Origin of the sequence: Variovorax ginsengisoli (genome assembly GCF_030811835.1) — a bacterium.
Taxonomy (GTDB): domain Bacteria; phylum Pseudomonadota; class Gammaproteobacteria; order Burkholderiales; family Burkholderiaceae_C; genus Variovorax; species Variovorax ginsengisoli_C.
Genome location: NZ_JAUSRO010000001.1, coordinates 333,019 through 357,069, shown reverse-complemented (window position 1 = coordinate 357,069; position 24,051 = coordinate 333,019). Strand labels below are relative to the sequence as shown.

Sequence of the window (24,051 nt, the reverse complement as noted above, 5' to 3'; positions counted from 1 at the left end):
CGTGCACGCGCTTCAGGCGATCAGGAAGCGGTAGAGGTTGCGCAGCATGCCGGCGGTGGCGCCCCAGACGTAGCGCTCCTGCGCGCCGTCCTGGTAGGGCATGGAGAACCATTGCCGCGCGTCGGCGCCCTGCCCGGCCATCTGATGGCGGCGATGGTTGGCCGGGTCCATCAGGAAGGCCAGCGGCACCTCGAAGGCGTCGGCCACTTCCGAAGGGCTCAGCGTGAGCGCGAAACCGGGCTGCACCAACGCCACCACCGGCGTGACGATGAAGGAAGTGATGGTCGTGTAGGTCGGCAAGGCGCCGAGGACCTCGATGAAATCTGCCGACAGGCCGACCTCCTCCCACGCCTCGCGCAAGGCGGCCGCAGCCACGTTGGCATCGCCCGGGTCAACCCGCCCGCCAGGAAAGGCGACTTGCCCCGAATGCGTGCTCATCTGCGTGGCACGCTCAGTCAACAGCACCATCGGCTGCTCACGCAGCACGATGGGCACCAGCACAGCAGCCTGGGCTGGCGTGCGGTCGGCAATGCGCGGTTCGCGCCGCACTTCGGGCGTCCACACTGGCGGATTTGCGAAACGCGCGCGCAACGACGCCACGGTCAACTGCGATGGCGCCACGGCTGGCAGCACGTCGCCCATCTGCACCACAGGCACGGCGCGCGGATCCAACACCACGGTGGCGACGGCGTTGATCTGTTCGGGGGTGGCAGTGGAGGACACGACGTGATCGGAGGATGTCAAGAAAAAACCTGAGTATGAATCAACGCAAAAACCGGACCGGCGGTGCACAAGGCGACCCCATTCAACGGGTGATGACGGGCTCGCAGGCATGCCCGAAAATGAAAAAAGCCGCCTGAAGCGGCGGCTTTTTCAAACACGACAGAGAGACGCTTATTGTGCGGCGACTGCTGCGGTCGTCTTGCGGCCCGGCAGCTTTTCCTTGATGCGTGCCGAACGACCGCTGCGCTCGCGCAGGTAGTACAGCTTGGCACGACGAACGTCGCCGCGGCGCTTGACTTCGATGCCGGCGATCAGCGGGCTGTAGGTCTGGAACGTACGCTCCACGCCTTCGCCACTGGAGATCTTGCGCACGATGAAGCCGCTGTTGAGGCCGCGGTTGCGCTTGGCGATCACCACACCTTCGTAGGCCTGCACGCGCTTGCGGGTGCCTTCGACGACGTTCACGCTGACGATGACCGTGTCACCGGGCATGAAATCGGGGATCTTCTTGCCGAGACGGGCGATTTCTTCCTGCTCGAGGGTTTCGATGAGATTCATGAGGGTCCTGAATTCGATCGTGCGCACGCTACACAAAAGGCGATCAGGGCTTGGGCGCCATCTGCATGATGGCGCTGTATCCTGTCCGCGGCGGGGCAGAGGATCGGGGAGCCAAAGATTATAGCTTTTTTTTCAAAGTCTTCTCATCCAGCGCATCGAGCCGCCCTGCAGCACGCGCCGCATCGATGAGTTCGGGACGCCGCGCGGCCGTGATCGACAGGCGCTGGTCCCGGCGCCAGCGTTCGATCTGCGCATGGTGGCCCGACATCAGTGGCGCGGGCACGGCATGCCCCTTCCAGTGCTCGGGCCGGGTGTAGTGCGGGCAGTCGAGCAGGCCGTCAAGCGCCGGATTGAAGCTGTCCTGGATGTGGCTGGCTTCGTCGCCCAGCACGCCCGGCTGCAGCCGCACCACCGCATCGAGCAGCGCCAGCGCGGCGATCTCCCCGCCCGACAGCACGAAATCACCCAGGCTGATCTGGTGCGTGACACGGGAGTCGATGAAGCGCTGATCGATGCCCTCGTAACGGCCACAGACCAGGACGGCACCGTCACTCGCTGCCCAGCCTTCGACGTCGGCGTGGCACAGCGTCTGACCGATCGGCGAGAACAGCACCACCGGCACCGGATCGACCGAAGCGCGGGCAGCAAGCGCCGCATCGAGGCAGGCCGATAATGGCTCGGGCATCATGACCATGCCCGGTCCACCGCCAAACGGTCGATCGTCGACCCGCCGGTAGTTGCCTTCAGCGTGGTCCCGCGGATTCCAGAAGACCACCTCGACCTGGCCCGAATCGTAGGCGCGACGGGTCACGCCGCTGGCCAGGAAAGGCGCGAACAATTCGGGAAACAGGGTCAGGATGTCGAAGCGCATCCGGCAGCCGATCAGTAGTCCGGCTGCCAGTCGACCGTGATGGTGCGGCCTGCGAGGTCGACCTTGTCGACGAAGACGGAGACGAACGGAACCATGCGCTCGATGGACTTGCCGTCTTCTTCGGCTTGCAGCACCAGCGTGGTCTGCGGTCCGGTGGCGAGCAGTTCACGAACCGCGCCAAGGGCCACACCCTCGCGGTTGACCACGGCCAGGCCGATCAGGTCGACCCAGTAATACTCGTCGTCGCCAGCCGTCGGAAAACTCGAACGCGGAACGAACACGCGCGCGCCGCGCAACACCTCGGCCGCATTGCGGTCGGGCACATCGGGCGACGTGGCGACGATGAGGTCGGAATGTTCTTTGGCTTCGCTGATGGCGAGCCGGAAAGCGCCGGAACCCGTCGCACCGGGCGGCTGGATCAACCAACGTTTCGATGAGAACAGGGCTTCGGGCTGTGCGCTATGGGACAGGACCTTGAACCAGCCCTTGATGCCCCAGGCGTCAACGATGCGCCCGACCTCGATCGCGTCCGCCGGCAGAACGGCGGCTTCGAGTGCGGGCAGCATCGTCTGGGTGCGGCAGTTAGGCCGCAGCCTTGGGAGCAGCCGCAGCGGCTTGCTTGATCAGGCGCTCGACGGTCGGCGAAGCCTGTGCGCCCACGCTCTTCCAGTAGGTCAGGCGGTCTTGGGCAATGCGGATGCCTTCTTCGTTTTCCTTGGCAGTCGGGTTGTAGAAACCCAGACGCTCGATGAAGCGTCCATCGCGGCGAACACGCTTGTCCGACACGACGATGTTGAAAAACGGACGGCCTTTGGAGCCGCCGCGGGAGAGTCGAATGACGACCATGATTTATCCTTCGGGTGGTGCAGCAAACCCGAAAGGGCCGCCCACAGAGTTCTTCCAGCGTCGAGACACGCGACATGGCCACCCGGCCAGCGACACGCTGAAAAGCCCACGATTATAGCCCGCTGCACTTCATCGCTCCCCAGAACCTTTTGCCGAAGGCCCATTCGGCGTCTCTTCATGACCACAACCATCCGCCCGAGCCGCGACCAAGACATCGCAGCCGTCACCGCCATCTACGCCCACCACGTGCTGCACGGCACCGGCACCTTCGAGACCGAGCCGCCCTCTGCGGCCGACATGGCGGCGCGCCGCGCCGACGTGCTGTCCAAGAAGTTTCCCTATCTGGTAGCCGAGGTCGACGGCGAAGTGCTCGGCTTTGCCTATTGCAATTGGTTCAAGCCCCGTCCGGCCTATCGCTTTTCCGCCGAAGACTCGATCTACATGGCAGAGAAGGCACGCGGCAAGGGCCTGGGCGCACAATTGCTCGCAGCGCTGTCGCAGGCCGCCCAGGACGTGGGCGTGCGCAAGCTGATCGCGGTCATCGGCGATTCGGCCAATGCCGGCTCGATTGGCGTGCATCGCGCGCAGGGCTTCACACCGGTCGGCGTGATCAAGGACTGCGGGTGGAAGTTCGGCCAGTGGCGCGACGTGGTGCTGATGGAAAAAACACTGGGCGAAGGCAGCACGACCTCGCCTGAACCCGTAACAGACTGAGAGCCGAATGAAGAACAAGACGATCGCCGCATGGCTGGCCTTTGTGGGCGGCCCCCTGGGCCTGCATCGCTTCTACCTGCATGGCCTGGGCGATCTGGTCGGCTGGATGCTGCCGATCCCCACGGCCCTGGGGCTCTACGGCATCGAACGCGCGCGCTTGATCGGCCTGGACGATGGTGTGAGCTGGCTGTTGATCCCGCTGGTCGGCTTCACCATTGCCGGTTGCGCGCTGACGGCCATCTTCTACGGGCTCATGAGCCAGGAAAAATGGAACGCCCGCTTCAACGCCGGTGCTGCAGAGGACGCGGCGCCTGGCCGCACGGGCTGGCTCACCATCGGCGCGGTGGTGTGCTCGCTGCTGATCGGCAGCACGGTGCTGATGGCCAGCATCGCCTTCAGCTTCCAGCGCTACTTCGAGCACCAGGTCGAAGAAGGCCGGAAGATCTCGCAGTAGCTGCGTTTAGAAAATCTGCAGGCTGACCCAGTAGGCGAGGGCCGCCACAAAGGCCGACGCCGGGATGGTGAAGATCCAGGCCCAGACGATGGTGCCGGCCACGCCCCAACGCACCGCGCTCATGCGCTGCACCGAGCCCACGCCGACGATGGCGCCGGTGATGGTGTGCGTGGTCGACACCGGAATGCCCAGCGCGGTTGCCAGGAACAGCGTCAACGCACCGCCCGTCTCGGCGCAGAAACCGCCCACGGGCTTGAGCTTGGTGATCTTCTGGCCCATCGTCTTCACGATGCGCCAGCCGCCGAACATGGTGCCCAGCGCAATGGCGGTGTAGCAGCTCACGATGGTCCAGGTCGGTGGCGCATCGGCGCTTGCGTGGCCGGTGGCCATCAGCAGCATCCAGATGATGCCGATGGTCTTCTGCGCGTCATTGCCACCGTGGCCCAGGCTGTAGGCTCCCGCGGACACCAGCTGCAGCCGCCGGAACCAGCCATCGATGCGCGAGGGCGTGGCCCGCCGGCAGACCCAGGCCACGATGATCATCATGAAGGAGCCGAGCAGGAAGCCCAACAGCGGCGAGACGAAGATGAACGCCACCGTCTTCCAGATGCCCGAAGCCACCAGCGCGCCGGAACCGGCCTTGGCGATCACCGAGCCCACGATGCCGCCTATGAGCGCATGCGAGGAACTGCTCGGGATGCCGTAGTACCAGGTCACGAGGTTCCAGCTGATCGCACCCATCAACGCGCCGAAAACGACGTGCACATCGACGATGCCCGGATGCACGATGCCCTTGCCCACCGTGGCTGCCACGCTCAGGTGGAACACGAAAATCGCAATCAGATTGAAGAACGCCGCGAACACCACCGCCTGACCCGGCTTGAGCACGCCGGTCGACACCACGGTCGCGATCGAGTTCGCCGCGTCGTGAAAGCCGTTCATGAAGTCGAACAGGATCGCCAGCACCACGAGCAGTACCACGACCCACAGGGCCACCTGAACCGTTGCCATGGGAGCCTGCGACTCAGGAGTTCTCGAGGACGATGCCCTCGATGACGTTGGCGACGTCCTCGCACTTGTCGGTGATGGTCTCGAGCAACTCGTAGATCGCCTTGAGCTTGATCACCTCGCGCACGTCAGGCTCTTCACGGAACAGCTTGCTCATGGCGCTGCGCATCACGCGGTCGGCATCGGATTCGAGTCGGTCGATTTCTTCGCAGGTCTTGAGCGTGGCCTCGGCCACGGCCGGCTCGGCAATCTTGCCGAGGAACTTGACGGCTTCCTTCACGCGCTCACAACACTTCACGCTGAGCGCGGTGAGCCGCTTGATTTCGTCGGTCATGTGGCGCACGTCGTAGAGCGCCATGGTCTCGGCCGAATCCTGGATCAGGTCGGCCACGTCGTCCATCGTGTTGATGAGCTTGTGGATCTGCTCACGGTCGATCGGCGTGATGAAGGTCTTGTGCAACATCCGATTGACGTCGTGCGTGACACGGTCGGCGGCACGTTCGGCGTTGTCCACGTCGCGGTTGTATTGCTCGCGCAGATGGACGTCGTTGTAGTTGGCTACCAGATGCTCGAATGCGCGCGCCGCCTCGACGATGCGTTCGGCATGCTGGTTGAACATCTCAAAAAAATTGCCCTCTCGGGGCAGCAGCTTGCCGAACATGACGTTGGCTCCTTAAACGATGCGTGTGTCGCCGTGATGACGAATTCGTGACAGCCGGAAGTGTAAGCGGCCTCCGACACAGTGTGTCGCCAGCGCCCAACAGCCCCTTGACGCGGCGCTCAGAGCCGGGTGATGGCCTGATCGGCGACGAGGGCGAGCGCTGCTGCACCCACGCGCTCGGGTGCGATTTCTGCCAAGGGCTGCAGCACAAAGGCACGCTGTGCCATGCGCGGGTGCGGCAGGGTGAGCACCGGCGTGTCCATGACCGTCTCTCCATGCACGAGCAGGTCAAGGTCGAGGGTGCGTGGCGCGTTGCGGTACGGCCGCTCTCGGCCGGCATCCTGCTCCAGGCCTTGCAAGGCCGCCAGCAACGCCAGCGGCGCCAGGGTCGTCTCGACGGCAACGACCGCATTGATGAAGTCGGGGCCAGCGGCATCGACCGGCGCGCTGCGGTAGAGCGACGAGCGCGCCAACAGGTGGGTGCCAGGGAGCGCGCCGATGGCGCCCATGGCGCGCACCACCGCGTCCCGGGCGTCGCCGAGATTGCCGCCGATGGCAACAAAGGCCCGCGTCATGCGTCCAAAGGGATCAGGCTTCGCTCGCGCCTTCGCCGCCACCACCTTCGGTGCGCGGCTTGTTGCGGCGACGGCGGCGCTTGCGCGGTGCCGTGGCGGCGTCGCCGTCGGCGATGAAAGCCGCTGGGGCGGCATCATCCTGCGCATCGGCGTCCTCGAACGGTGCTTGCGCTTGCGCTTGCGCAGGGCGTTCGTCGCGTTCTCCGCGGTCTTCTCTGGGCGCACGGGGCAGCGGCGCCTTGTCGGTCCGTGCGCGCGTTGCAGCGGGTGCAGACTCGCGCAACCGGACACGGGTTCGGGCCTGGATCTTGAGTTCGTCGCGCACCTGGTCGAGCAGGTCCTGGCGACGCAAGTCGTCGGCCGTGCTGAACTCCTGCCACCATTCGGCGATCGCCTCGCTGACCTCGCCGACGTCTGCGCGCAGACGCATGAAGTCGAAGGCCGCGCGAAAGCGCGCCTGATCGATCAGGCTGTAGGGCGTGGAACCCGTGCGCTTGTCGAAGCGCGGCTGCATCATCCAGATCTCGCGCATGTCCGCGGCGAGCTTTCCGCGGCCGGACACGTCGCCGATGCGGGAATCGAACACCTCGTCGATGGCATCCTGCAGTGCGGGGAATGGCTGTTGTGCACGCTGACCGTGACGGCCTTCCATGCGAGTGGCCCAGCCGTCGCGCACATCGGCCCACAACACGCAGGCCAGCAGAAAGCTCGGCGCCACGGGCTTGCCTTCGCCGACGCGGCGATCGGTGTCGGCCAATGCGGCGTTCACGAAGGGCTGATCGGCACGCTCGACCACCACGTCGAGCAAAGGGTAGATGCCCTTGGACAGGCCGAGCTTGCGCAGTTGCGCGATGGTCGCGATCGCATGACCGGTCTGCAGCAGCTTGAGCATTTCGTCGAACAACCGGCTCTGCGGCACGTCGGCCAGCAGACGCGACGACTCGATCAGCGGGGCGGCGGTCTTGGGTTCGATTTCGAAGCCCAGCGCGGCCAGTTTGGCTGAAAAGCGGATGGCCCGGATGATGCGCACCGGGTCTTCGCGGTAGCGTGTGACAGGGTCGCCGATCATCCGCAGCACGAGCTTCTTGGCGTCCTTGATGCCGTTGTGGTAATCCACCACGATCTGGCTGGCCGGGTCGTAGTACATGGCGTTGACGGTGAAGTCGCGGCGCGCGGCGTCTTCTTCCTGCGGGCCCCACACGTTGTCGCGCAGCACGCGGCCACTCGAATCCACCGCATGCGTCATGCCCGCGAGCTCGCCCTTGCTGGTGCGCTCGTTGCCCTTGACCTGCTCGGCCGCCGCGTTGTCCATGTAGGCGCGAAAGGTCGACACCTCGATGACCTCATGCTCGCGGCCACGCCCGTACACGACGTGCACGATGCGAAAGCGCCGGCCGATGATGAAGGCGCGCCGGAACAGGCTCTTGACCTGTTCCGGCGTGGCGTTGGTCGCCACGTCGAAGTCCTTGGGCCGCAGGCCCAGCAGCAGGTCACGCACCGCACCGCCGACGACGTAGGCCTCGTAGCCAGCGTCCTGCAGCGTGGTCACCACGTTTCTGGCGCGCTCGTCGACCAGGGCAGGATCGATGCCGTGCACACTGGCGGGCACCTCGCTGCGCTTGCCGAAGCGCGATTTCGCGCCACTGGCGGTGCCGGCCGATTTGCCGAGCAGTTTGTCGATGAATTTCTTGATCATGGGATTCGGTGGCGGCGCCGCAAGCGCCTCATTCATTCTCGAACATCGAGCGAATCAACGGAATGGTGACCGCGCGCTGGGTTCGCAGGGCGTAGTCGTCGAGGTGGTTGAGCAATTCCATCAGACTGCCGAGGTCTCGGCTGAAACGATGGAGCATGTAGTCGATCACGTCGTCCGACAGCACCAGGCCCCGCGCATCGGCAGCCTGGCGCAGCACCACGCGGCGGTCGCTCTCGCTGAGCACCTGCAGGTGAAAAACGTGTCCCCAGCCGAGCCGGGTGCGCAGGTCTTCGCGCAGCGGCAGGTCAGCCGGTGGCAGTTTGCCAGCGGCGACCACGCCACGCTGCAGGCTCTGCGCGTTGATGAACCAGTTGAAGGCCGCGTGCTGCTGGACCGCAGTGTAGAGGTGAACGTCGTCCAGCAGCACGGCGAGCCAGCGCTCGTCGAATTCGGGCGGCTCCATGACCCCTGCATGCAACCAGCCGACCGTGGCACCCTGCGCGCTGAGCGCACCGCCCACGGCTTCGAGCAGGTGGGTCTTGCCGCTGCCGCTGTCGCCCCACAGATAGGTGGGCACGGGCGAATGCAGTGTCGGCACGTGCGCGTCCCCAGCCCACAGGCGCAGATGGCGCAGGGTGGGTTCGTTGGGACCGGCAAAGAAGCCGTCGAGGGTGGGTCCGGTGGCCAGGCCGATGTCGAGCGCGAGCTGCTTCATGCCGGGCGTGGCGCTGCGATGGACCGCAAGGGCGTAGGGAATGCGAAAGAAGGGTTCATGGGCCAGGGCACGCGTGCGCCCTTAAAATCGTGAGGAATTCTATCGGTCCGGCCGCTTCGGCTGCCGGCGCCTTGCCCTTCCCCTGTACGCACTGCCCTGTCTGCCATGAACTCCACACCGCCCACCCCGCTCAGCTACAAGGACGCTGGCGTCGACATCGACGCCGGCGACGCGCTGGTCGACCGCATCAAGCCGCTCGCGAAAAAGACCATGCGCGAAGGTGTGCTGGCCGGCATCGGCGGCTTCGGCGCCTTGTTCGAGGTACCCAAGAAGTACAAGGAACCGGTGCTGGTGAGCGGCACGGACGGCGTGGGTACCAAGCTCAAGCTGGCCTTCGAATGGAACATGCACGACACGGTCGGCATCGACCTGGTCGCCATGAGTGTGAACGACGTGCTGGTGCAGGGCGCCGAGCCGCTCTTCTTCCTCGATTACTTCGCCTGCGGCAAGCTCGACGTGGACACGGCGGCGGCGGTGGTTGGCGGCATCGCGCGCGGCTGCGAACTCTCGGGCTGCGCCCTGATCGGCGGTGAGACGGCCGAAATGCCCGGCATGTACCCGGCCGGCGAGTACGACCTGGCGGGCTTTGCCGTTGGCGCGGTCGAAAAGTCGAAGATCCTCACGGGCCAGGATGTCAAGCCGGGCGACGTGGTGCTTGGCCTGGCCTCCGCAGGCGTGCACTCCAACGGCTTCAGCCTGGTGCGCAAGGTGATCGAACGCGCAGGCACCGACCTGCCCGCTACGCTCGACGGCAAGCCCTTCCGTGAAGCCGTGATGGAACCCACGCACCTCTATGTGAAGCCGGTGCTTGAAGCGCTGGGCAAGCATCCGATCAAGGCGCTGGCCCACATCACCGGCGGCGGCCTGCTGGAGAACATCCCGCGCGTGCTGCCCGAAGGCACCGCCGCCCACCTGAAGAAGGGCAGCTGGCCGCAGACCGAACTCTTCGCCTGGCTGCAGAAGGTGGCCGGCATTGACGACATCGAGATGAACCGCACCTTCAACAACGGCATCGGCATGGTGGTCGTCATCGACGCCGCCGAAGCTGCAGCCTGCTCCGCAACGCTGCGCGCTTCGGGCGAGACTGTGTTCGAGATCGGCGCCATCGCCGAGCGCGGCACCGGCGCAGCCGTGATCGTCGGCTGAACCCCGCCACGCGTGAGAGCCCCCATCGCTGCCCATCCGCTCGCCCTGAAGACCGCCAGCTACCTGCTGATCGCCGGCACGCTGCTGCTCGTCATGCTGCACGGGCTGCTGCCCGGCCTGCTGTGCGTCTGCATCGGCTTCCTCGCCACCCGGTGGCTGGCGCAGTTGCTGCTGAAAGCGCGGCGCCGCCCGTCGTTGTCGCCTCGCGGCGCCCAGCCGCCCGCCCTGCTGCGGGTGGTGGCGGCCACTTTGGTGATGCTGGCACCGATCGTGGCCATGGCGCTGGCGTTCTCCGAGGCGCGCGAATTCGTACTGAACGCACCAGGGCAATACAAGGAGCTGCTGGACTACATCGCGCGCACGGTGCTCGAGTTGCGCCTGAAACTGCCGCCGGACATCGCGGTGTACCTGCCCGAGGGCGTGGCGGATGTGCAGCGGCTCGTCGCCAACTACCTGCGTGGCCAGGCCGGCATGCTGGCCCTCACCGGCCGGGCCTGGCTGGGCGCCTTGCTGTTTGCCTACGTCGGATTGCTGGTCGGCGCACTGGCCGGCGCCAGCGTGACCGCGAACACGGGCGGACCCTTGGCAGAGCAGCTCAAACAACGCATCCGACTCTTCGGGGACGCCTTCAGCCAGATCGTGGCGGCGCAGTTCTGGATCGCGGCCTTCAACGCCGTGCTGACCGCAGTGTTCCTGCTGGTTCTGCTGCCGATCTGGGACTTGGGCCTGCCCTACACGCCCGCCCTCATCACCCTCACCTTCGTCGCGGGCCTGGTGCCCATCGTCGGCAACCTGCTGTGCAATGCGGTGATCACGATGGTCGGGCTGTCGGTGTCGCCGGTGGCGGCACTCGCCTGCCTGGGCTTCCTGATCCTGATCCACAAGGCGGAATACCTGATCAACGCGAAGGTGGTCGGCAGCCGCACGCGGATGGCGGTCTGGGAACTGCTGGCCGTGATGTTCGTGGCAGAAGCGGTGTTCGGCCCCGCGGGACTGGTCGCGGCGCCGCTGTTCTACGCCTATCTGAAGAAAGAGCTCCAGGCCGCGCGGCTGGTCTGAAAGTGATCGATTCAGGTCCTCAATCGTGACGGACCTTGGGCAGCACCGGCTGGACAATTGGCGCATCATCCACTTCCGGCCACTTCGATGTCCATCCAAACCTGTCTGATTGTGATCGACGCCCAGGAATCCTTCCGGCATCGCCCATATTCCACCGACCGCGACATGGCCCCTTATCTCGCCGCACAGAACACCCTCATCGAAGGCTGTGCGGCCGGCGGCGTGCCGATCGTGCGGGTCTTCCACGTTGACGGCCCGGCACTCGCGTCGAACCCGTTCGCCATCGAATCAGGCCATGTCAGACCGATCCGCGGACTGGTGGATTTCGAGGCGGCAGCCACCTTCCACAAGCACCGCCACAGTGCGCTGGTGAACACCGGGCTGGACGTCTGGCTCACCCAGCAGGGCATCGGCCGACTGATCGTGAGCGGCATCCGCACCGAACAATGCTGCGAGACCACCACGCGCCATGCGTCCGATCTGGGCTGGAAGGTCGACTTCGCACTCGACGCGACGCTGACCTTCGACATGGTCCAACCCGACGGTGCCACGCTGGGCGCCGCCGACATCCAGATGCGCACAGCCACCGTGCTGCAGGACCGTTTTGCCCAGGTCTGCAGCGCCGCCCAGGCACTCGAACGGGCGATGCCCTCGACCCTCGCCGGGCGGCCCGCATGACCGCAGACGCCCCGCGCACGGCGCCCTGGCGCGTCGTCATCTTGGCTTTCGATGGTGTCGAGGCGCTCGATTTCGCAGGCCCGTTCGAGGTTTTCACGACAGCCACGCGCATGCATCAGCGGCTGCATCCCGCAGCACCCGCGCTGTTCGACGTCACCTCGGCGGCGCAACGGCCGCATGCCCTGCATCCGGTGCAGGCCCGCGCCGGTCTGCGCCTGCTTGCAGACCATGCGCTCGACGAGGCGCCCCGGGCCGACGTGCTCATCGTGCCTGGTGGCGTGGTCGACGCACCGTTGGCGAGCCCCGACACGCTCGGCTGGATTGCCAGCCAGGCAGCGTCAGCGCGCATCACCGCCTCGGTGTGCACCGGCGCCTTTCTGCTGGCCGCCAGCGGCCTACTGACCTCGGACCGCGTGACCACCCACTGGGAAGACGTGGCCGACCTGCGCGCGGGCTTTCCGGCGTTGCAGGTGGTCGAAGGCGTGCGCTGGGTCGACAACGGGCGCGTGCTGAGTTCCGCTGGAATCAGCGCCGGCATCGACATGAGCCTGCACATCGTCGAACGACTGGCCGGGCGCACGCTGGCCGAACGCACGGCACGGCAGATGGACTTCACATGGACGCAGAACGCCTGAGCCCAGGCGCGCTCGCGACCGACACCGCTGCGCGCGCTATGGCCATCCGCGTGGTCTTCGTGCTGCTGCCTCAAAGCCTGGTACTGGACTGGGCCGGACCGGCCGAAGCGCTGCGCATCGCCAACCAGCAACTGCAGGCGCGGGGACACCCGCCACGCTTCGTGCTGGAGTTCGCCTCGCCCACGCCGACCTCGGCGGGCTCGGTGGGCGTGACACTCTCGGGACTGGTACCGCTGCCTGCACGCTGGGACGGCCCCGCCTGGATCGTGCTCGTCGGCCTGCCCGGGCGCACCATCGCTGTCGAAGGGCCTGAGGCCCAGGCCGTGCTGCACTGGTTGCGCGCCCAACGCTTCGAACGCGACCGCCTTGAGCTCGTGACGATCTGCGCCGGCGCCGTGCTGGCCGCCCATGCAGGCGTGCTGGCCGGACGGCGCGCCACCACGCACCACCACCACCTCGACGAACTGCGGCGGGTCGAAGCGCGCTGCGAGGTCGTAGCCAACCGCGTGTTCGTGCTTGACGCGCCGGTCTACAGCAGCGCTGGCGTGACCACTGGCATCGACCTGATGCTGCATCGCATCGCCGACACCTGCGGCGAGGCGCTGGCCGCCCAGGTGGCGCAGACCATGGTCGTGGCACTGCGGCGCGGACCGAACGACCCTGAACTGTCGCCCTTTCTGGCTTACCGCAACCATCTGCACGCGGCGCTGCACCGCGTGCAGGACGCCGTGAGCGAACAGCCGCAGGCCGACTGGACCGTACCGCGCATGGCCGACGTGGCGCACACCTCGCCACGACATCTCACGCGCCTGTTCGTGACGCATGCCGGCGTCGCACCGTTGACCTACCTGCGCCGATTGCGCCTGGCCGCAGCGCAACTGGCACTGCAATCGGGCGCCAACGTCACGCGGGCGGCCGAACTCTCGGGCTTTGGTTCCGACACGCAGTTGCGGCGCGCCTGGCATCAGTTCGGGCTCGCCGGTTCGCCGTCGGCGTTGCAGGCCGTGGACGGTCGCTGACCGGCGTCAAGCCCCTGCGGCGGCGTCCCGCGGGGTGGTGCGAGCTCTCCCTCGAGTCGACAATTTCTCAGGGATCGGGATTGGGTTGCAGTCAGGGACGTTCATTGGGTTCAGTTGAATGACGGCGTAGTCCCGGTGCGATTGCATCGACGGCGAATACGAGTTTCCGCTAGACCGAACTGGCAAACCATCGAACGGCCTACTTGATTGGCTTGCCGCAGTCGGGCATATCCTCTTGGAAAGGTATCAGGTCAATCCCAACATAATTTCCCCCCTTGAATTTGGATGTGGGCCAATTCAGGTGTGAGCTCGTACTGATTGGCACCCCCTCCAGCAATTGGCGAACGGCACGCGTCGTGGCCTCTGCACGAAGCCTCGATAGCGTCTTTGCGTCTTCGGCATTTGCGGGAGCAATGCCGTCGACCAGTACACTTTCGAAACGCGAAAAAACCGCCCTCCACTTGTCGAGCCATGCTACCAATTTAACGATTTCGTCTTTTTCAAGAACAGCGGAACCCGCCGCAAAATCCAGATCCGTTGAGAACGATCTTGAGCAGGCGTGAGCAGAACCAGCGACTTGAATTCCCATCAAAAGAGGGATCAGGAATCTACCCCGCATAGCTGACCCCGTACGCGATATAACCCACAATGCTGTCAGCATTTTTTAGAGCTCTCTTCGTATCGTCGGATATCGACAAACTTTTCCACATCGTGTAAACATCATCATTTGAACCAAAGACGTCATCAAAATGTGTGACTTCGTGGATTAATGTCTGCAGCTGCGAGTCGGCCTCCGCCGACCTGGAGCGAAGACCGCAGAAGCCGATAGCAATACCGATGGTGTGCGTTCTGATATCTGGCTTGCAGACTTCAGCAATGAGACTCCCTTTGTTTCCTGACGGCGTGCACCCGACATTCCGCATCAACTGCTCTGAATAGCGCACGAAATTGTCGCAGGTAAGCCCATGGAGTACTTTCAGACACCTGGAAAGTCCGCTCCGCAGATACTGTCTCGTCGTCTCGTCGTCTCGTCGTCTGTTCCAAACCACTGCTTGACTCGCGCCTTTTCAGGCTTGCCCCAAAGATCCAGTTCCTTCAGACGACCCTCGACCATCTTTACCGCATCGGCACGCAGGTCGAGTACCAACGTGCAAAATTCCTTGTTGGTCATGTTCGGGCAGATGTTCTCCGTCTGCTCTGCCTCGGGCGGGTGTTCCACGAGGTCGTCAACAATCTTGCTGCTCGCCGCCACTGCCGCCGAATCCCCTGCAAACCAACCTGGGAGTTCGGAGAAGCTTGGATCGAACGTTCCCAAGCCGCCTCTCAAGTCGTTGTGGTAAGAGGTCGTCTGCAACGTGGACATCAGCGGCGGCGGCACGGGGCAATGGCAGATGACGACATCGCCCTCCAACGCGACTTCGGCATCGTAGAACCGAGTTCGCCCTTGTCCACCAGCCTTGGCAATGATGCCCACGCTGTTGCAGCCCTCGCAGTAGGCCCGTCCGCCGATTAGCGCAACCCGATGGCCGTGAATCGTAGATTCGGGGCCGCCATACGGCAGCACAGCGCCACCGGGGACCGGCGCGTCACCCACCACAAGAATTCGTCGCATCATTCTGAGGATGTCCAAATTGAGAATGGCAACTTGTACTCGGGTTCAAGTGATGCCAGCCCCAATCGATGAGAACGGCCGTTGGGCGTGCGGCGACTTTTTCACGGCTGGTGGCCATTTCTGCCTTCAAGAGAACTACAAGGATCAAAACAGGCCAGCAGGCTCTGCCTTCTGGTACCAGCTATAGACGATCAGCTCCTGCCACTCGGTGCGGTTCGAGACTACGAAGAAGTGATCATAATTTTTGCCCGCCGCGGTCGACCAACTGCAGGTCACGGGACACGATGCGCGCGCTGCGAGCGGCGCGGCGCGAGCTGCCAGCGATTCGACAATTTCTCTCCGAAATCATTAATGATAATCATTGTCATTCAATCTTTGAGAGATCGACTTGACGACGATACGACGCCATTGCGTTGCACATGCCGCACTGCTGCTGTGCGCCCTTTCCCGCGGTACGTTCGCCCAGGACACCGCATCAGGTGATGGCGCCCTGCCCGCCGTGACCGTCACGGCCGACGCGCCTGGCGCTTCGCCCCAGCATCTCGGCACGAAGATCGGCAACGGCGCACTCGGGACCGCGAGCCAGCTGGACACGCCCTTTTCCACCACGGTGGTCACCCACGAGGAGCTGGCCGATCGCCAGGTCTCCAAGCTGGGGGACGTGTTCGCGCTCGACGCGTCGGTATCGGACAACAGCGATGCCTACAACGCCTGGGCCAGCTACATCACCATCCGAGGCTTGCCGATCGATTGGCAGAACGGCTACCGCCTCGACGGCAAGCCCTTCCTCGCCTACGCGATCACCCTGCCTTACGAACACATGGAGCGCATCGAACTGCTCAAGGGGGCTTCGGGTTTCATGTACGGCTTCGGCACACCGGGCGGCATCGTGAACTACGTGACCAAGAAGCCGACCGACCAGCCCGTACACAGCATCGAGATCGGCTACAAGACGCAGGGCATCTGGAGCGAGCATGTCGACCTGGGTGGCCGCGCCGGCACCGACGACCGCTTTGGCTACCGGCTGAATGCTACGCACGAGGAAGGCAAGACCTTCAATGGCGGCCACACCCAGCGCGACTCGGTATCGCTCTCGCTCGATGCCCGTCTGACGCGCGACCTGACCTGGACCTTCGACGGGCTCTACAACAAGCGCAAGTCGACCGGGCAGGCCGCTTCGATCTACACCGGCAGCTATACCGGCACGACCCTGCCCAGCGTCATCAGCAGCGACAACCAGAATCTGCTGAGCGCCGGCCAGCACATCACGACCGATCTGAAGATGGCTTCGACGGGCCTGCAGTACAAGCTGTCACCCGACTGGACGCTGGCAGCCGGCTACAGCCACAGCACCTCGGAGCGCAGCCGCAATGAAGGCGTGCTCTACCTGCTGGACACCAGCGGCAATTACACCGACTACCGGTCCGACTCGCAGGAAGGGCATCGCTTCGACCAGTGGCAGGTCACGGCCGAAGGTCGGCTGCGCACCGGCGCCATTGGCCACCAGCTGGTGTTGGGTGCCTCGTGGCAAGAGCAGGTCAACCGCTACAGCAGCAATTCCGTCTACCAGGCCATCGGCAGCGGCAACATCTACGCGCGGAACACGAACAGCTATTTCAGCAACACCGACTTCGCGGTCTACCGTGCCAGCGACATCACGCAGCGCGCGGTGTTCGCCAGCGACACGGTGGCGCTGTCCGACCACTGGTCGGTGCTTGCAGGGCTGCGCAGCACCGATTACGAGCAGAACGGCTATACCGCCAGTGGCGTGCTCAGCTCGCAGTACAAGAAGAGCGGCGTGTGGACGCCCACGCTCGCGTTGATGTTCAAGCCTGCGCCGGACACCACGTTGTACGCCAGCTATGTCGAATCGCTGGAGCCGGGCAGTTCGGCGGGCATCACCTACGCCAACTATGGCGCGGTGCTCGATCCGCTCAAGAGCAAACAGTACGAACTGGGCGTGAAGACCGAGCGCGAACGCTGGAGTGCTACGGCCGCGCTGTTTCGCATCGAACGCGGAGCGGAGTATGCGAACAGCGCCAACGTGCTGGTGCAGGACGGCCTGTCGATCTACCAGGGCCTGGAACTGGCCGCATCGACACGCCTGGGTTCGCAATGGCGCCTGGGCGCCAGCCTGATGGCGCTCGACAGCAGCTACGAACAGGGCAGTACCTACGTGGGGAATCGCGTGGCGGGTGCACCGCATCTGGTGGCCACTGCGAGCCTGGGGTACGACGTCGCACAGTTGCCCGGCCTCAAGCTCTCGGCCGATGTGAAGTACACCGGCAGCACGATGCTGAATGCGTCGAACCAGCTCAAGGTACCGGGCTATGCCGTGGCCAACGTGGGCGCGAGCTACGTCACGCGCCTGGGCGGCTACGACACCACCTTCCGCTTTGCGGTGAACAACGTGGCCAACCGCAAGTACTGGGAATACCAGTACGAAAACTACATCAAGGCCGGCGACCCGCGCACCTTCAGCCTGAGCGCGAAGCTGGACTTCTGACCCGAGTCGCTGGCCGCCGCGTTCCTGAAAAGCCTTGGCACTGCCTGGCCTGGCGCCGAGAGTCGTTCATTGCGCCCCCAGTCAAGGGGTCTGCAGCGTGCCGTCCATCAACCGGGTCTGCGTCCAGGTCGTGACGCCGCTTTCGCAGGGGTACTTGGCCGCCTCTGCCTCGTCGAGATCGACGCCCAAGCCAGGCTTGTCGTTCGCATAGACGTAGCCCTGCCGGAATTCAGGCAGGCCAGGAAACACATCGAGCAGTGCTTCCTTGGGACCCTTGAGATCCTGGATCACGAAGTTGGGCGGCTCCGTGCCCGACCATTCCTGCACGCCGAAATTGCGCGCAGCCAGATCGATGTGGATGTTGGCGGCATGGGCCAGGGGTGACATGTCGCCCGGGCCGTGCCAAGCGGTGCGCACGCCGTATTGCTCGGCGAAGAGTTGCAGCTTGCGCCCCGGCGTGATGCCGCCGACCTGGCTCAGGTGCACACGGATGTAGTCGATCAGGCGTTCGGCAATGAGGGAGCGCCATTCGAAGGGATGGTTGAACAGCTCCCCCTGCGCCAGCGGCGTGGTGGTCTTGGCGCGCAACTGCCGCAGCCACTCGCCCTCCTCCAGCGGGATCGCATCTTCCAGGAAGAACAGCTCGTAGGGTTCGAGCGCGCAAGCGAACCGGATGGCATCGACTGGCTTCAGGCGTTCATGGACGTCATGGCACAGCTCCACGTCGAAGCCCACGCGGCTGCGCAACTCGTCGAACATCCGGAGCGTCTCGCGCATGTACTTGCGGCTGTCCAGGTAGATGCCGTCGGGTGCGCCGCGGGGCGTGCCCGACGGCGCGGCGCCGTAGCCCGCACCACCGTAGCCGCCGTTCTGGCAGCGGATGTGCGTAATGCCCTGTTCGCGGTACTTCTGGATGTTGTCGCAGAGTTCCGCCAGGTCCCTGCCGTCCGCATGCCGGTAGATGGGCACGCCTTCACGGCACTTGCCGCCGAACAGCTGGTACAGCGGCATGTTGGCCAGCTTGCCCTTGATGTCCCACAAGGCCATGTCGATGCCCGAGAGCGCGTTGTTCTCGATCGGGCCGTTGCGCCAGTAGGCGTTCTGGTGCATCAGCTGCCACAGCTCCTCGATGGCCTCGGCGTCACGGCCGATCAGCAAGGGCCGCAGGTATTCCTCGATCACGCACTTGACCGCGAGATGGCGGTACGCGAAGGTGGCGCAGCCCAGGCCTGTGAGGCCAGGCTGGTTGGTTTCGACCTTGACCACCAGCAGATTGATGCCTTCGGGGGCGGTGAGGATGACTTTGACGTCGGTGATGAGGATGGCCATGGGGATGCGGGTCGCTGCAATGAATCGGTGAAGAACGAACGGTCTACTTCTGGAGGTTGAGTCGGCCCAGGAGCTGCTTGAAGTAGGCGGACTGGCTGTCCATGAAGGTCTGGAACTCTTCGCCCGGCAGGTAGGCCGGTTGCAGGTTGGCCGCCAGCAGCGCCGCCGGGAACTCCGGATCGGCGGCAGTCTTGGCCGCCACGTCGCGCAGGTAGCTGACCACGGCGGGCGGCGTGTTCAACGGAACGCCCAGGCCGCGCCAGGTTCCGACCACGAGGTCGATCCCCTTTTCCTTGAGTGTCTGGACCTCGGCATACGGCGCCGGCAGGCGACGGTCCGCCATGGACGCCAGCACACGGATCTTTCCTGCCTGCACGAACGAGCCGATTTCCGCCGGGCTGACCACGATGGCCTGAACGTGCCCGCCTGCGAGCGCCATGACGCTGGGTGCGGCGCCCTGGTGCGGCACATGATTGAAACGCACCCCCGTCTTGTCCTCGAGCGCGACAGCGGCCAGATGCCAGATCGTGCCGGTGCCCGCGTTCCCCACCGAGAACTCGCCCGGCTGCTTGCGTGCCAGGGCCAGCAGCTCTTCGATCGACTTGAGCGGCGAATCCGCGCGCACGGCGACCAGGCCCGGATCGCCGTTGAGCCGGGCCAACGGAATGAAGTCGCGCGTCGTGACCTTGGTCATGCCCAGATGCGGAATGATGGCCAGCTCGGAGATCAGCACACCCACCTTGTAGCCGTCCGGCGCGGCGCGCTGCACCTCGGTCATCGCGATGCCGCCGCTTGCACCCGGCTTGTTCGTCACGATGAAGCTCTGCGTGCTGTACTTGCGGGCGAGGTCGGCGAAACGCCTCGCCATGATGTCCGTGCCGCCTCCTGGTGATGACGGCACGATGAGCTCGATCGGCTTGCTCGGAAAGTCTGCGGCCAGGGCGAAGGGGGACATGGCGGCACCGGAAAGAAGGGCCGTCGCTAGGAAGAGGCGTCTGGAGGTCATGGCAATGGGCAGGTGGTCATGGCGGTGGATCGGATCGAAAGGAAGAAGGACAAGGGCGCGGCGGCTAGAGCACCGACAGCCAGCCCCCGTCGACATAGATGATCTGGCCGTTGACGTAGTCGGAGGCACGCGACGACAGGAAGACGGCCGTCCCCATCAGCTCCTCCGGCTTGCCCCAGCGCTGGGTCGGATTGCTCGCCTTCACCCACGCGTCGAACGTCGGGTTGTTGATGAGGGCGGTGTTCATGTCGGTCTGGATGTAGCCCGGCCCGATCGTGTTGACCTGGATGCCGAATTGCGCCCACTCGGCTGCCATTGCACGCGAGAGCATCTTGATGCCGCCCTTGGCCGCCGTGTAAGGCGCCACCGTGGCGCGCGCGGCTTCACTGGTCAGCGAACCGATGTTGATGACCTTGCCGCCGCGACCGCGCGCGATCATGCGTTTGGCGGCCTCCTTGCCGACGATGAAGGCGCTCGTGAGGTTGGTGTCGATCACGCGCTGCCAATCCGCCAGCGCCAGTTCGACCATGGGCGCGCGGTGCTGGATGCCGGCGTTGTTGATCAGGATGTCGATCTCGACGCCCTGCGCGTCCAGCGCCGCGAACGCGGCGGCGACGGCCGCCTCGTCGGTGACGTCGAACGGCAGGCCGCGTGCATCATGGCCCTGGGCGCGCAGCTGGTCGACGGCCTGCGCGACCTGCTCGACATTGCGTGCGTTGATGACGACCTTGGCGCCCGCCTCGGCCAGGCCGAGCGCGAAGGCGTAGCCCAGGCCGCGGGCGGACCCGGTGATGAGCGCGGTGCGCCCGGTCAGATCGAACAGTGTGGACATGGGGTTCTCCTTCGGGAATTCAGGCTTCGATGCCGAAGTCGATCAGCACCTTCATCGCCCGCTTGCGGTCGCTGGCGAGCTCGAAGGCCTCGACCGCCTGGTGCATCCCGAACGAACGGGTGATGACAGGCGACAGATCGACGCGCCCGTCGTTGATGAGCTGGACCGCGAGCGCGAACTCGGCGTGGAAGCGGAAGGAGCCCATCATGAGCAGCTCTTTCGCGACGATCACGTTCTGCGGCACGCTGACGTCGCCACCCAGGCCCAGTTGCACCACCACGCCGCGCGGGCGCAGGGTCTCCAGGCCGTTGCGCAGTGCGCGCTCGTTGCCGGAGCATTCGATCATCACGTCGATCTGGCCCTTGTCCGCCGCATAGCGCTGAACCCAGTCCGGGTCCGCTGCGACGTTGATCGTCGTGTCGGCGCCCAGGGCCTTCACCACCACGAGCGGCTCGTCGACCACATCGGTGGCGATGATCTCGGCCGCGCCGTGCAGGCGTGCGGCCGCCACCACCATCGCGCCGATCGGGCCGCAGCCCGACACCAGCACCCGCTTGCCGAGAAGGGAGCCGGCACGCGACACGGCATGCAGCCCGACCGAGAAGGGCTCGGCGAGCGACGCCAGCGACATCGAGATGCCGGGCGCGACCTTGACGCACTGCACCGCCTCGCAGACCAGCCGGTTGCGGAACGCCCCCTGGATGTGCGGGGTGCGCATCGCGCTGCCGAAGTAGCGCATGTCCATGCACTGGTTGGGCAAGCCCTCGAGGCAGTAGCGGCAATGCCCGCAAGGCAGGCTGGGGTTGACGGCCACGCGGTCACCCACCTGCACCGAGGTCACATCGGGCGCCACGGCCGCCACCGTGCCGGCAACCTCGTGCCCGAGTGCCATCGGCTCCTTGATGCGGATGGCGCCGAAACCGCCCTGGTGGAAGTAGTGCAGGTCAGAGCCGCAGATGCCGCCCATGCCGACACGCACCAGCACCTGGCCGGGGCCGATGTCGCCGATTTCTCTTTCGTCCAGCCGCAGATCGGCGGGCGCGTGCAGCACCAGCGCGAGATAGCGTTCGCTCATGTCATGTACTCCTTGAAATGGGGTGGAAGCGCAGCGACGACGCGCACTACCGCGACGTGGGCCACAGCACGTTGGCCAATGGCCGGCCCTCGATCCAGCGCTGGATGTTGTCGGCCATGGTCTCCTGGCGCCGACGCACCGTGCCGGCCGTCCAGCCCGACATGTGCGGCGTCATGAGCAGATTCGGCAGCGACTCGAAATCCAGCTGCGACGGCGCGCACTCGGCCTGCTCGGGCGTCGGATAGCGGTACCAGGTGTCGATGACGGCACCGCCGATACGGCGCTGGGCCAGGGCGTCGTACAGCGCCTGCTCGTCGATCACCGGACCGCGCCCGACGTTGAGGATCACGGCATCGGGCCGCATGGCGGCCAGGGCCTCGGCACCGACGATGCCCGTCGTCTGCGCCGTCAGGGGCAGCGAAACCACGATGGCATCGGCCGACGCCATGAAGGCCGGCAGCTGGTCGAGGGTGAAGCTCCGGTCCACGCGCGCGTCCTGCACAGGACTGCGGTTGGCGACGGTGACACGCATGCCGAAGGCCTTGGCGCGCGCCAGGATGGCCTGGGAGATGTGGCCGAAGCCGAGCAGACCCATCGTCTGGGCGCCCAACTCGCTGCGCAATGCCGTCGGCCGGCCGGCCCAGTAGGTCCAGCGCTGCTGGCGCAGATCGGCATCGGCCTGCGCCAGCGGGACATGACGTTGCAGCAAGGCGGCCATCACGTATTCGGCGATGGCGTGCTCGTGCCCGAAGCAATTGCACAGCACGGCGCCGGGCGGCAGCAGCGCGGTGTCGATCGCATCCGTGCCCGCAGAAGGCGCATGGAACAGGCTCGCTCGTCGCGGTACCGGCATCTCGCGGTTGAGCTTGATGCCGACGATGACGTCGGCGCTCTCGTAGTGTTCGCGCTCACCGGCGCCGGCCAGCGTGTCGCTCAGGTCGACGATCTGGTGCCGGGGGTCGACCAGGGCCTCGAAGCCCTGGCGGAAATTGGCGGCGTTCTCGCCGTGGAAGACGATCTTGGCGGTTTTCATGGGGCTGTTCCAGTCAGCGAACGGTGATGGAAGATTTCGACGATCAGGCCGGCTGCAACTGCGACCGCACGGGCGACGGCACGCGGATGCGCTTGCCGTCACGCCCGAACAGCACGGCCTCGCCGAGATCGAGGGACAGGGTCACGGGCTGGCCGGCCCGCAGGTCGCTGTAGCCCTGCACCACGACCATCACGTCGTCGCCACTCGCACCCTCGTCGCTGTGGGCGGTGTTGGCATGGTCGAGCTTGATGCTCACGATGGATTCGGCGCCGACGTGTTCGACCAGCACGACCTGGCCCGCCAGCGCGCCGCCGCCCAGGGTCAGCGCCTGCGGACGGACGCCCAGCAGCACATCGCGTGCATGGTGCCCCAACGCGCCCAGATGTGCCGGCAATGGCAGCACGGCATCGCCGACGACGAGTCCCCGCTGTGGATCGATGCGCGCCTCGATCAGGTTCATGGGCGGCGTGCCGATGAAGCGGGCCACGAAGGTGTTGGCCGGGTCGGTGTAGATCTCGCGCGGCGTGCCGAACTGCTGCACCTCGCCGTCACGCATCAGCGCGATGCGCGTGCCCATGGTCATGGCCTCGATCTGGTCGTGCGTCACGTAGACGAAGGTGCCACCGACCTCGCGGTGCAGCTTGATGATTTCTGCGCGCATCGAGGTGCGCAGCTTGGCGTCGAGGTTGGACAGTGGCTCGTCCATCAGGAACACATCGGGCTGGCGCACCATCGCCCGTCCCAGCGCCACGCGCTGGCGCTGCCCGCCCGACAGCGTGCGCGGGTACTGCTCGAGCATGTCGGTCAGCGCCAGTGTCTTGGCGGTGCGCTCCACCAGGCTGCGCACTGCCGGTGTCCGTTCGATGCGCCGCTTCGCGAAGCCGCCGATGAGTGGCAGATGGAACCACCACCGGTGCTTGCGCATGATCAGCGGGAAGGTGATGTTGCGCTTGACCGTCATGTGCGGGTACAGCGCATACGACTGGAACACGAAGGCCATGTCGCGGGCACTGGGCGGCAAGGCATCGACGCGGCGCTCGCCGACATGGATCTCGCCGCTGGTGACCTGTTCCAGGCCTGCCAACATGCGCAGCAGCGTCGACTTGCCGCAACCCGACGGCCCGAGCAGCACGAGAAATTCGCGGTCGGCAACGTCGAACGTGATCTGGTTGGCGGCCTTCTTGCCGCCGAAGATCTTGGTGACGCCCTTGAGGGAGATGGATGCCATGGTGGATGTCCG

General features: G+C 65.3%; 27 protein-coding genes. 8 read left to right on the top strand and 19 right to left on the bottom strand.

Going from position 1 to position 24,051, the window contains the following annotated elements; all coding sequences use genetic code 11:
• Nucleotides 1–12 precede the first annotated feature (12 nt).
• The 5 genes from J2W36_RS01610 to rpsP form a co-directional block, all read right to left on the bottom strand.
• Nucleotides 13–642, bottom strand: a complete 630-nt coding sequence (locus tag J2W36_RS01610) for a CoA pyrophosphatase (RefSeq protein ID WP_307688025.1) — start codon at nucleotides 640–642, stop codon at nucleotides 13–15.
• Nucleotides 643–894: 252 nt separating this feature from the next.
• The gene (rplS, locus tag J2W36_RS01605) at nucleotides 895–1,281 is read right to left on the bottom strand and encodes a 50S ribosomal protein L19 (RefSeq protein WP_307687909.1); all 387 of its coding nucleotides are present in this window, start codon (nucleotides 1,279–1,281) and stop codon (nucleotides 895–897) included.
• Nucleotides 1,282–1,399: 118 nt separating this feature from the next.
• Nucleotides 1,400–2,152, bottom strand: coding sequence for a tRNA (guanosine(37)-N1)-methyltransferase TrmD (gene trmD / locus J2W36_RS01600; RefSeq protein ID WP_307687908.1), 753 nt, complete (start codon nucleotides 2,150–2,152; stop codon nucleotides 1,400–1,402).
• A gap of 11 nt (nucleotides 2,153–2,163) precedes the next feature.
• Complete coding sequence (gene rimM, locus J2W36_RS01595; RefSeq protein WP_307687907.1) at nucleotides 2,164–2,718, bottom strand: ribosome maturation factor RimM; 555 nt, start codon at nucleotides 2,716–2,718, stop codon at nucleotides 2,164–2,166.
• 16 nt (nucleotides 2,719–2,734) lie between these two features.
• Nucleotides 2,735–2,998 carry a 30S ribosomal protein S16 gene (gene rpsP / locus J2W36_RS01590; RefSeq protein WP_307687906.1) on the bottom strand — a complete coding sequence of 88 codons (264 nt, stop codon included), beginning with the start codon at nucleotides 2,996–2,998 and terminating at the stop codon, nucleotides 2,735–2,737.
• 177 nt (nucleotides 2,999–3,175) lie between these two features.
• On the opposite strand from rpsP, the gene J2W36_RS01585 reads away from it, so the two are divergent.
• Together J2W36_RS01585 and J2W36_RS01580 are read left to right on the top strand one after the other, a co-directional pair.
• The gene (locus J2W36_RS01585) at nucleotides 3,176–3,712 is read left to right on the top strand and encodes a GNAT family N-acetyltransferase (RefSeq protein WP_307687905.1); all 537 of its coding nucleotides are present in this window, start codon (nucleotides 3,176–3,178) and stop codon (nucleotides 3,710–3,712) included.
• Between the two features lie 7 nt (nucleotides 3,713–3,719).
• Nucleotides 3,720–4,166, top strand: a complete 447-nt coding sequence (locus tag J2W36_RS01580; RefSeq protein WP_307687904.1) for a TM2 domain-containing protein — start codon at nucleotides 3,720–3,722, stop codon at nucleotides 4,164–4,166.
• 6 nt (nucleotides 4,167–4,172) lie between these two features.
• Here J2W36_RS01580 and J2W36_RS01575 read toward each other — a convergent pair whose 3' ends face one another.
• The 5 genes from J2W36_RS01575 to hda all read right to left on the bottom strand — a co-directional run bounded on the left by J2W36_RS01575 (nucleotide 4,173) and on the right by hda (nucleotide 8,821).
• Complete coding sequence (locus tag J2W36_RS01575) at nucleotides 4,173–5,177, bottom strand: inorganic phosphate transporter (RefSeq protein WP_307687903.1); 1,005 nt, start codon at nucleotides 5,175–5,177, stop codon at nucleotides 4,173–4,175.
• 13 nt (nucleotides 5,178–5,190) lie between these two features.
• A complete protein-coding gene (locus J2W36_RS01570) occupies nucleotides 5,191–5,835 on the bottom strand; it encodes a DUF47 domain-containing protein (RefSeq protein WP_307687902.1) in 645 nt (214 codons plus the stop codon).
• Nucleotides 5,836–5,954: 119 nt separating this feature from the next.
• Nucleotides 5,955–6,410 carry a 2-amino-4-hydroxy-6-hydroxymethyldihydropteridine diphosphokinase gene (gene folK / locus J2W36_RS01565; protein ID WP_307687901.1) on the bottom strand — a complete coding sequence of 152 codons (456 nt, stop codon included), beginning with the start codon at nucleotides 6,408–6,410 and terminating at the stop codon, nucleotides 5,955–5,957.
• 13 nt (nucleotides 6,411–6,423) lie between these two features.
• Nucleotides 6,424–8,106 (bottom strand): polynucleotide adenylyltransferase PcnB, encoded by a 1,683-nt coding sequence (gene pcnB, locus J2W36_RS01560; RefSeq protein WP_307687900.1) that lies wholly within the window; start codon nucleotides 8,104–8,106, stop codon nucleotides 6,424–6,426.
• Between the two features lie 28 nt (nucleotides 8,107–8,134).
• A complete protein-coding gene (hda, locus tag J2W36_RS01555) occupies nucleotides 8,135–8,821 on the bottom strand; it encodes a DnaA regulatory inactivator Hda (RefSeq protein ID WP_307687899.1) in 687 nt (228 codons plus the stop codon).
• Nucleotides 8,822–8,986: 165 nt separating this feature from the next.
• Between hda and purM the strand changes: the two genes are divergently transcribed.
• The 5 genes from purM (at nucleotide 8,987) to J2W36_RS01530 (ending at nucleotide 13,418) form a co-directional block, all read left to right on the top strand.
• Nucleotides 8,987–10,027, top strand: coding sequence for a phosphoribosylformylglycinamidine cyclo-ligase (gene purM / locus J2W36_RS01550; protein WP_307687898.1), 1,041 nt, complete (start codon nucleotides 8,987–8,989; stop codon nucleotides 10,025–10,027).
• 12 nt (nucleotides 10,028–10,039) lie between these two features.
• Nucleotides 10,040–11,086 carry an AI-2E family transporter gene (locus J2W36_RS01545; protein ID WP_307687897.1) on the top strand — a complete coding sequence of 349 codons (1,047 nt, stop codon included), beginning with the start codon at nucleotides 10,040–10,042 and terminating at the stop codon, nucleotides 11,084–11,086.
• Nucleotides 11,087–11,179: 93 nt separating this feature from the next.
• Nucleotides 11,180–11,764, top strand: a complete 585-nt coding sequence (locus J2W36_RS01540) for a cysteine hydrolase family protein (protein ID WP_307688023.1) — start codon at nucleotides 11,180–11,182, stop codon at nucleotides 11,762–11,764.
• Nucleotides 11,761–12,399: a DJ-1/PfpI family protein gene (locus J2W36_RS01535; RefSeq protein ID WP_307687896.1), complete on the top strand. Its 639-nt coding sequence runs from the start codon at nucleotides 11,761–11,763 to the stop codon at nucleotides 12,397–12,399. The genes J2W36_RS01540 and J2W36_RS01535 overlap by 4 nt, the downstream gene beginning before the upstream one ends.
• Before the next feature lie 38 nt (nucleotides 12,400–12,437).
• Nucleotides 12,438–13,418 (top strand): GlxA family transcriptional regulator, encoded by a 981-nt coding sequence (locus tag J2W36_RS01530; protein ID WP_307688022.1) that lies wholly within the window; start codon nucleotides 12,438–12,440, stop codon nucleotides 13,416–13,418.
• Nucleotides 13,419–13,617: 199 nt separating this feature from the next.
• Here the strand turns inward: J2W36_RS01530 and J2W36_RS01525 are convergent, their stop codons facing one another.
• Genes J2W36_RS01525 through J2W36_RS01515 form a run of 3 tightly spaced genes read right to left on the bottom strand, consistent with a single transcriptional unit; the run spans nucleotide 13,618 to nucleotide 15,033 of the window.
• Nucleotides 13,618–14,007 (bottom strand): hypothetical protein, encoded by a 390-nt coding sequence (locus J2W36_RS01525; RefSeq protein WP_307687895.1) that lies wholly within the window; start codon nucleotides 14,005–14,007, stop codon nucleotides 13,618–13,620.
• Nucleotides 14,008–14,026: 19 nt separating this feature from the next.
• Nucleotides 14,027–14,362, bottom strand: a complete 336-nt coding sequence (locus J2W36_RS01520; protein WP_307687894.1) for a M35 family metallo-endopeptidase — start codon at nucleotides 14,360–14,362, stop codon at nucleotides 14,027–14,029.
• Nucleotides 14,363–14,394: 32 nt separating this feature from the next.
• Nucleotides 14,395–15,033 (bottom strand): PAAR domain-containing protein, encoded by a 639-nt coding sequence (locus J2W36_RS01515; RefSeq protein ID WP_307687893.1) that lies wholly within the window; start codon nucleotides 15,031–15,033, stop codon nucleotides 14,395–14,397.
• A 385-nt stretch (nucleotides 15,034–15,418) separates the two neighbouring features.
• Here J2W36_RS01515 and J2W36_RS01510 point away from each other — a divergent pair, with 385 nt between their 5' ends.
• Nucleotides 15,419–17,536 carry a TonB-dependent siderophore receptor gene (locus J2W36_RS01510; protein ID WP_307687892.1) on the top strand — a complete coding sequence of 706 codons (2,118 nt, stop codon included), beginning with the start codon at nucleotides 15,419–15,421 and terminating at the stop codon, nucleotides 17,534–17,536.
• An 81-nt stretch (nucleotides 17,537–17,617) separates the two neighbouring features.
• Here J2W36_RS01510 and J2W36_RS01505 read toward each other — a convergent pair whose 3' ends face one another.
• The 6 genes from J2W36_RS01505 to J2W36_RS01480 form a co-directional block, all read right to left on the bottom strand.
• Nucleotides 17,618–18,865: an enolase C-terminal domain-like protein gene (locus J2W36_RS01505; RefSeq protein ID WP_307687891.1), complete on the bottom strand. Its 1,248-nt coding sequence runs from the start codon at nucleotides 18,863–18,865 to the stop codon at nucleotides 17,618–17,620.
• A gap of 43 nt (nucleotides 18,866–18,908) precedes the next feature.
• Nucleotides 18,909–19,820, bottom strand: coding sequence for a tripartite tricarboxylate transporter substrate binding protein (locus J2W36_RS01500; RefSeq protein ID WP_307687890.1), 912 nt, complete (start codon nucleotides 19,818–19,820; stop codon nucleotides 18,909–18,911).
• Between the two features lie 115 nt (nucleotides 19,821–19,935).
• Entirely contained in the window at nucleotides 19,936–20,703 is a 768-nt protein-coding gene (locus J2W36_RS01495; RefSeq protein WP_307687889.1) for an SDR family oxidoreductase, read from the bottom strand.
• A gap of 19 nt (nucleotides 20,704–20,722) precedes the next feature.
• Nucleotides 20,723–21,778 (bottom strand): L-idonate 5-dehydrogenase, encoded by a 1,056-nt coding sequence (locus tag J2W36_RS01490; RefSeq protein WP_307687888.1) that lies wholly within the window; start codon nucleotides 21,776–21,778, stop codon nucleotides 20,723–20,725.
• 46 nt (nucleotides 21,779–21,824) lie between these two features.
• Nucleotides 21,825–22,811 carry a 2-hydroxyacid dehydrogenase gene (locus tag J2W36_RS01485; protein ID WP_307687887.1) on the bottom strand — a complete coding sequence of 329 codons (987 nt, stop codon included), beginning with the start codon at nucleotides 22,809–22,811 and terminating at the stop codon, nucleotides 21,825–21,827.
• A 43-nt stretch (nucleotides 22,812–22,854) separates the two neighbouring features.
• Nucleotides 22,855–24,039 carry an ABC transporter ATP-binding protein gene (locus J2W36_RS01480; protein ID WP_307687886.1) on the bottom strand — a complete coding sequence of 395 codons (1,185 nt, stop codon included), beginning with the start codon at nucleotides 24,037–24,039 and terminating at the stop codon, nucleotides 22,855–22,857.
• Between the last annotated feature and the right edge of the window lie 12 nt (nucleotides 24,040–24,051).

Coding starts and splice junctions, on each gene's coding strand:
- J2W36_RS01610 (WP_307688025.1), bottom strand. CDS start 642: ATGGGCGACGTGCTGCCAGCCGTGGCGCCATCGCAGTTGACCGTGGCG.
- rplS (WP_307687909.1), bottom strand. CDS start 1,281: ATGAATCTCATCGAAACCCTCGAGCAGGAAGAAATCGCCCGTCTCGGC.
- trmD (WP_307687908.1), bottom strand. CDS start 2,152: ATGCGCTTCGACATCCTGACCCTGTTTCCCGAATTGTTCGCGCCTTTC.
- rimM (WP_307687907.1), bottom strand. CDS start 2,718: ATGCTGCCCGCACTCGAAGCCGCCGTTCTGCCGGCGGACGCGATCGAG.
- rpsP (WP_307687906.1), bottom strand. CDS start 2,998: ATGGTCGTCATTCGACTCTCCCGCGGCGGCTCCAAAGGCCGTCCGTTT.
- J2W36_RS01585 (WP_307687905.1), top strand. CDS start 3,176: ATGACCACAACCATCCGCCCGAGCCGCGACCAAGACATCGCAGCCGTC.
- J2W36_RS01580 (WP_307687904.1), top strand. CDS start 3,720: ATGAAGAACAAGACGATCGCCGCATGGCTGGCCTTTGTGGGCGGCCCC.
- J2W36_RS01575 (WP_307687903.1), bottom strand. CDS start 5,177: ATGGCAACGGTTCAGGTGGCCCTGTGGGTCGTGGTACTGCTCGTGGTG.
- J2W36_RS01570 (WP_307687902.1), bottom strand. CDS start 5,835: ATGTTCGGCAAGCTGCTGCCCCGAGAGGGCAATTTTTTTGAGATGTTC.
- folK (WP_307687901.1), bottom strand. CDS start 6,410: ATGACGCGGGCCTTTGTTGCCATCGGCGGCAATCTCGGCGACGCCCGG.
- pcnB (WP_307687900.1), bottom strand. CDS start 8,106: ATGATCAAGAAATTCATCGACAAACTGCTCGGCAAATCGGCCGGCACC.
- hda (WP_307687899.1), bottom strand. CDS start 8,821: ATGAAGCAGCTCGCGCTCGACATCGGCCTGGCCACCGGACCCACCCTC.
- purM (WP_307687898.1), top strand. CDS start 8,987: ATGAACTCCACACCGCCCACCCCGCTCAGCTACAAGGACGCTGGCGTC.
- J2W36_RS01535 (WP_307687896.1), top strand. CDS start 11,761: ATGACCGCAGACGCCCCGCGCACGGCGCCCTGGCGCGTCGTCATCTTG.
- J2W36_RS01530 (WP_307688022.1), top strand. CDS start 12,438: ATGGCCATCCGCGTGGTCTTCGTGCTGCTGCCTCAAAGCCTGGTACTG.
- J2W36_RS01525 (WP_307687895.1), bottom strand. CDS start 14,007: ATGGGAATTCAAGTCGCTGGTTCTGCTCACGCCTGCTCAAGATCGTTC.
- J2W36_RS01515 (WP_307687893.1), bottom strand. CDS start 15,033: ATGATGCGACGAATTCTTGTGGTGGGTGACGCGCCGGTCCCCGGTGGC.
- J2W36_RS01505 (WP_307687891.1), bottom strand. CDS start 18,865: ATGGCCATCCTCATCACCGACGTCAAAGTCATCCTCACCGCCCCCGAA.
- J2W36_RS01500 (WP_307687890.1), bottom strand. CDS start 19,820: ATGTCCCCCTTCGCCCTGGCCGCAGACTTTCCGAGCAAGCCGATCGAG.
- J2W36_RS01495 (WP_307687889.1), bottom strand. CDS start 20,703: ATGTCCACACTGTTCGATCTGACCGGGCGCACCGCGCTCATCACCGGG.
- J2W36_RS01490 (WP_307687888.1), bottom strand. CDS start 21,778: ATGAGCGAACGCTATCTCGCGCTGGTGCTGCACGCGCCCGCCGATCTG.
- J2W36_RS01485 (WP_307687887.1), bottom strand. CDS start 22,811: ATGAAAACCGCCAAGATCGTCTTCCACGGCGAGAACGCCGCCAATTTC.
- J2W36_RS01480 (WP_307687886.1), bottom strand. CDS start 24,039: ATGGCATCCATCTCCCTCAAGGGCGTCACCAAGATCTTCGGCGGCAAG.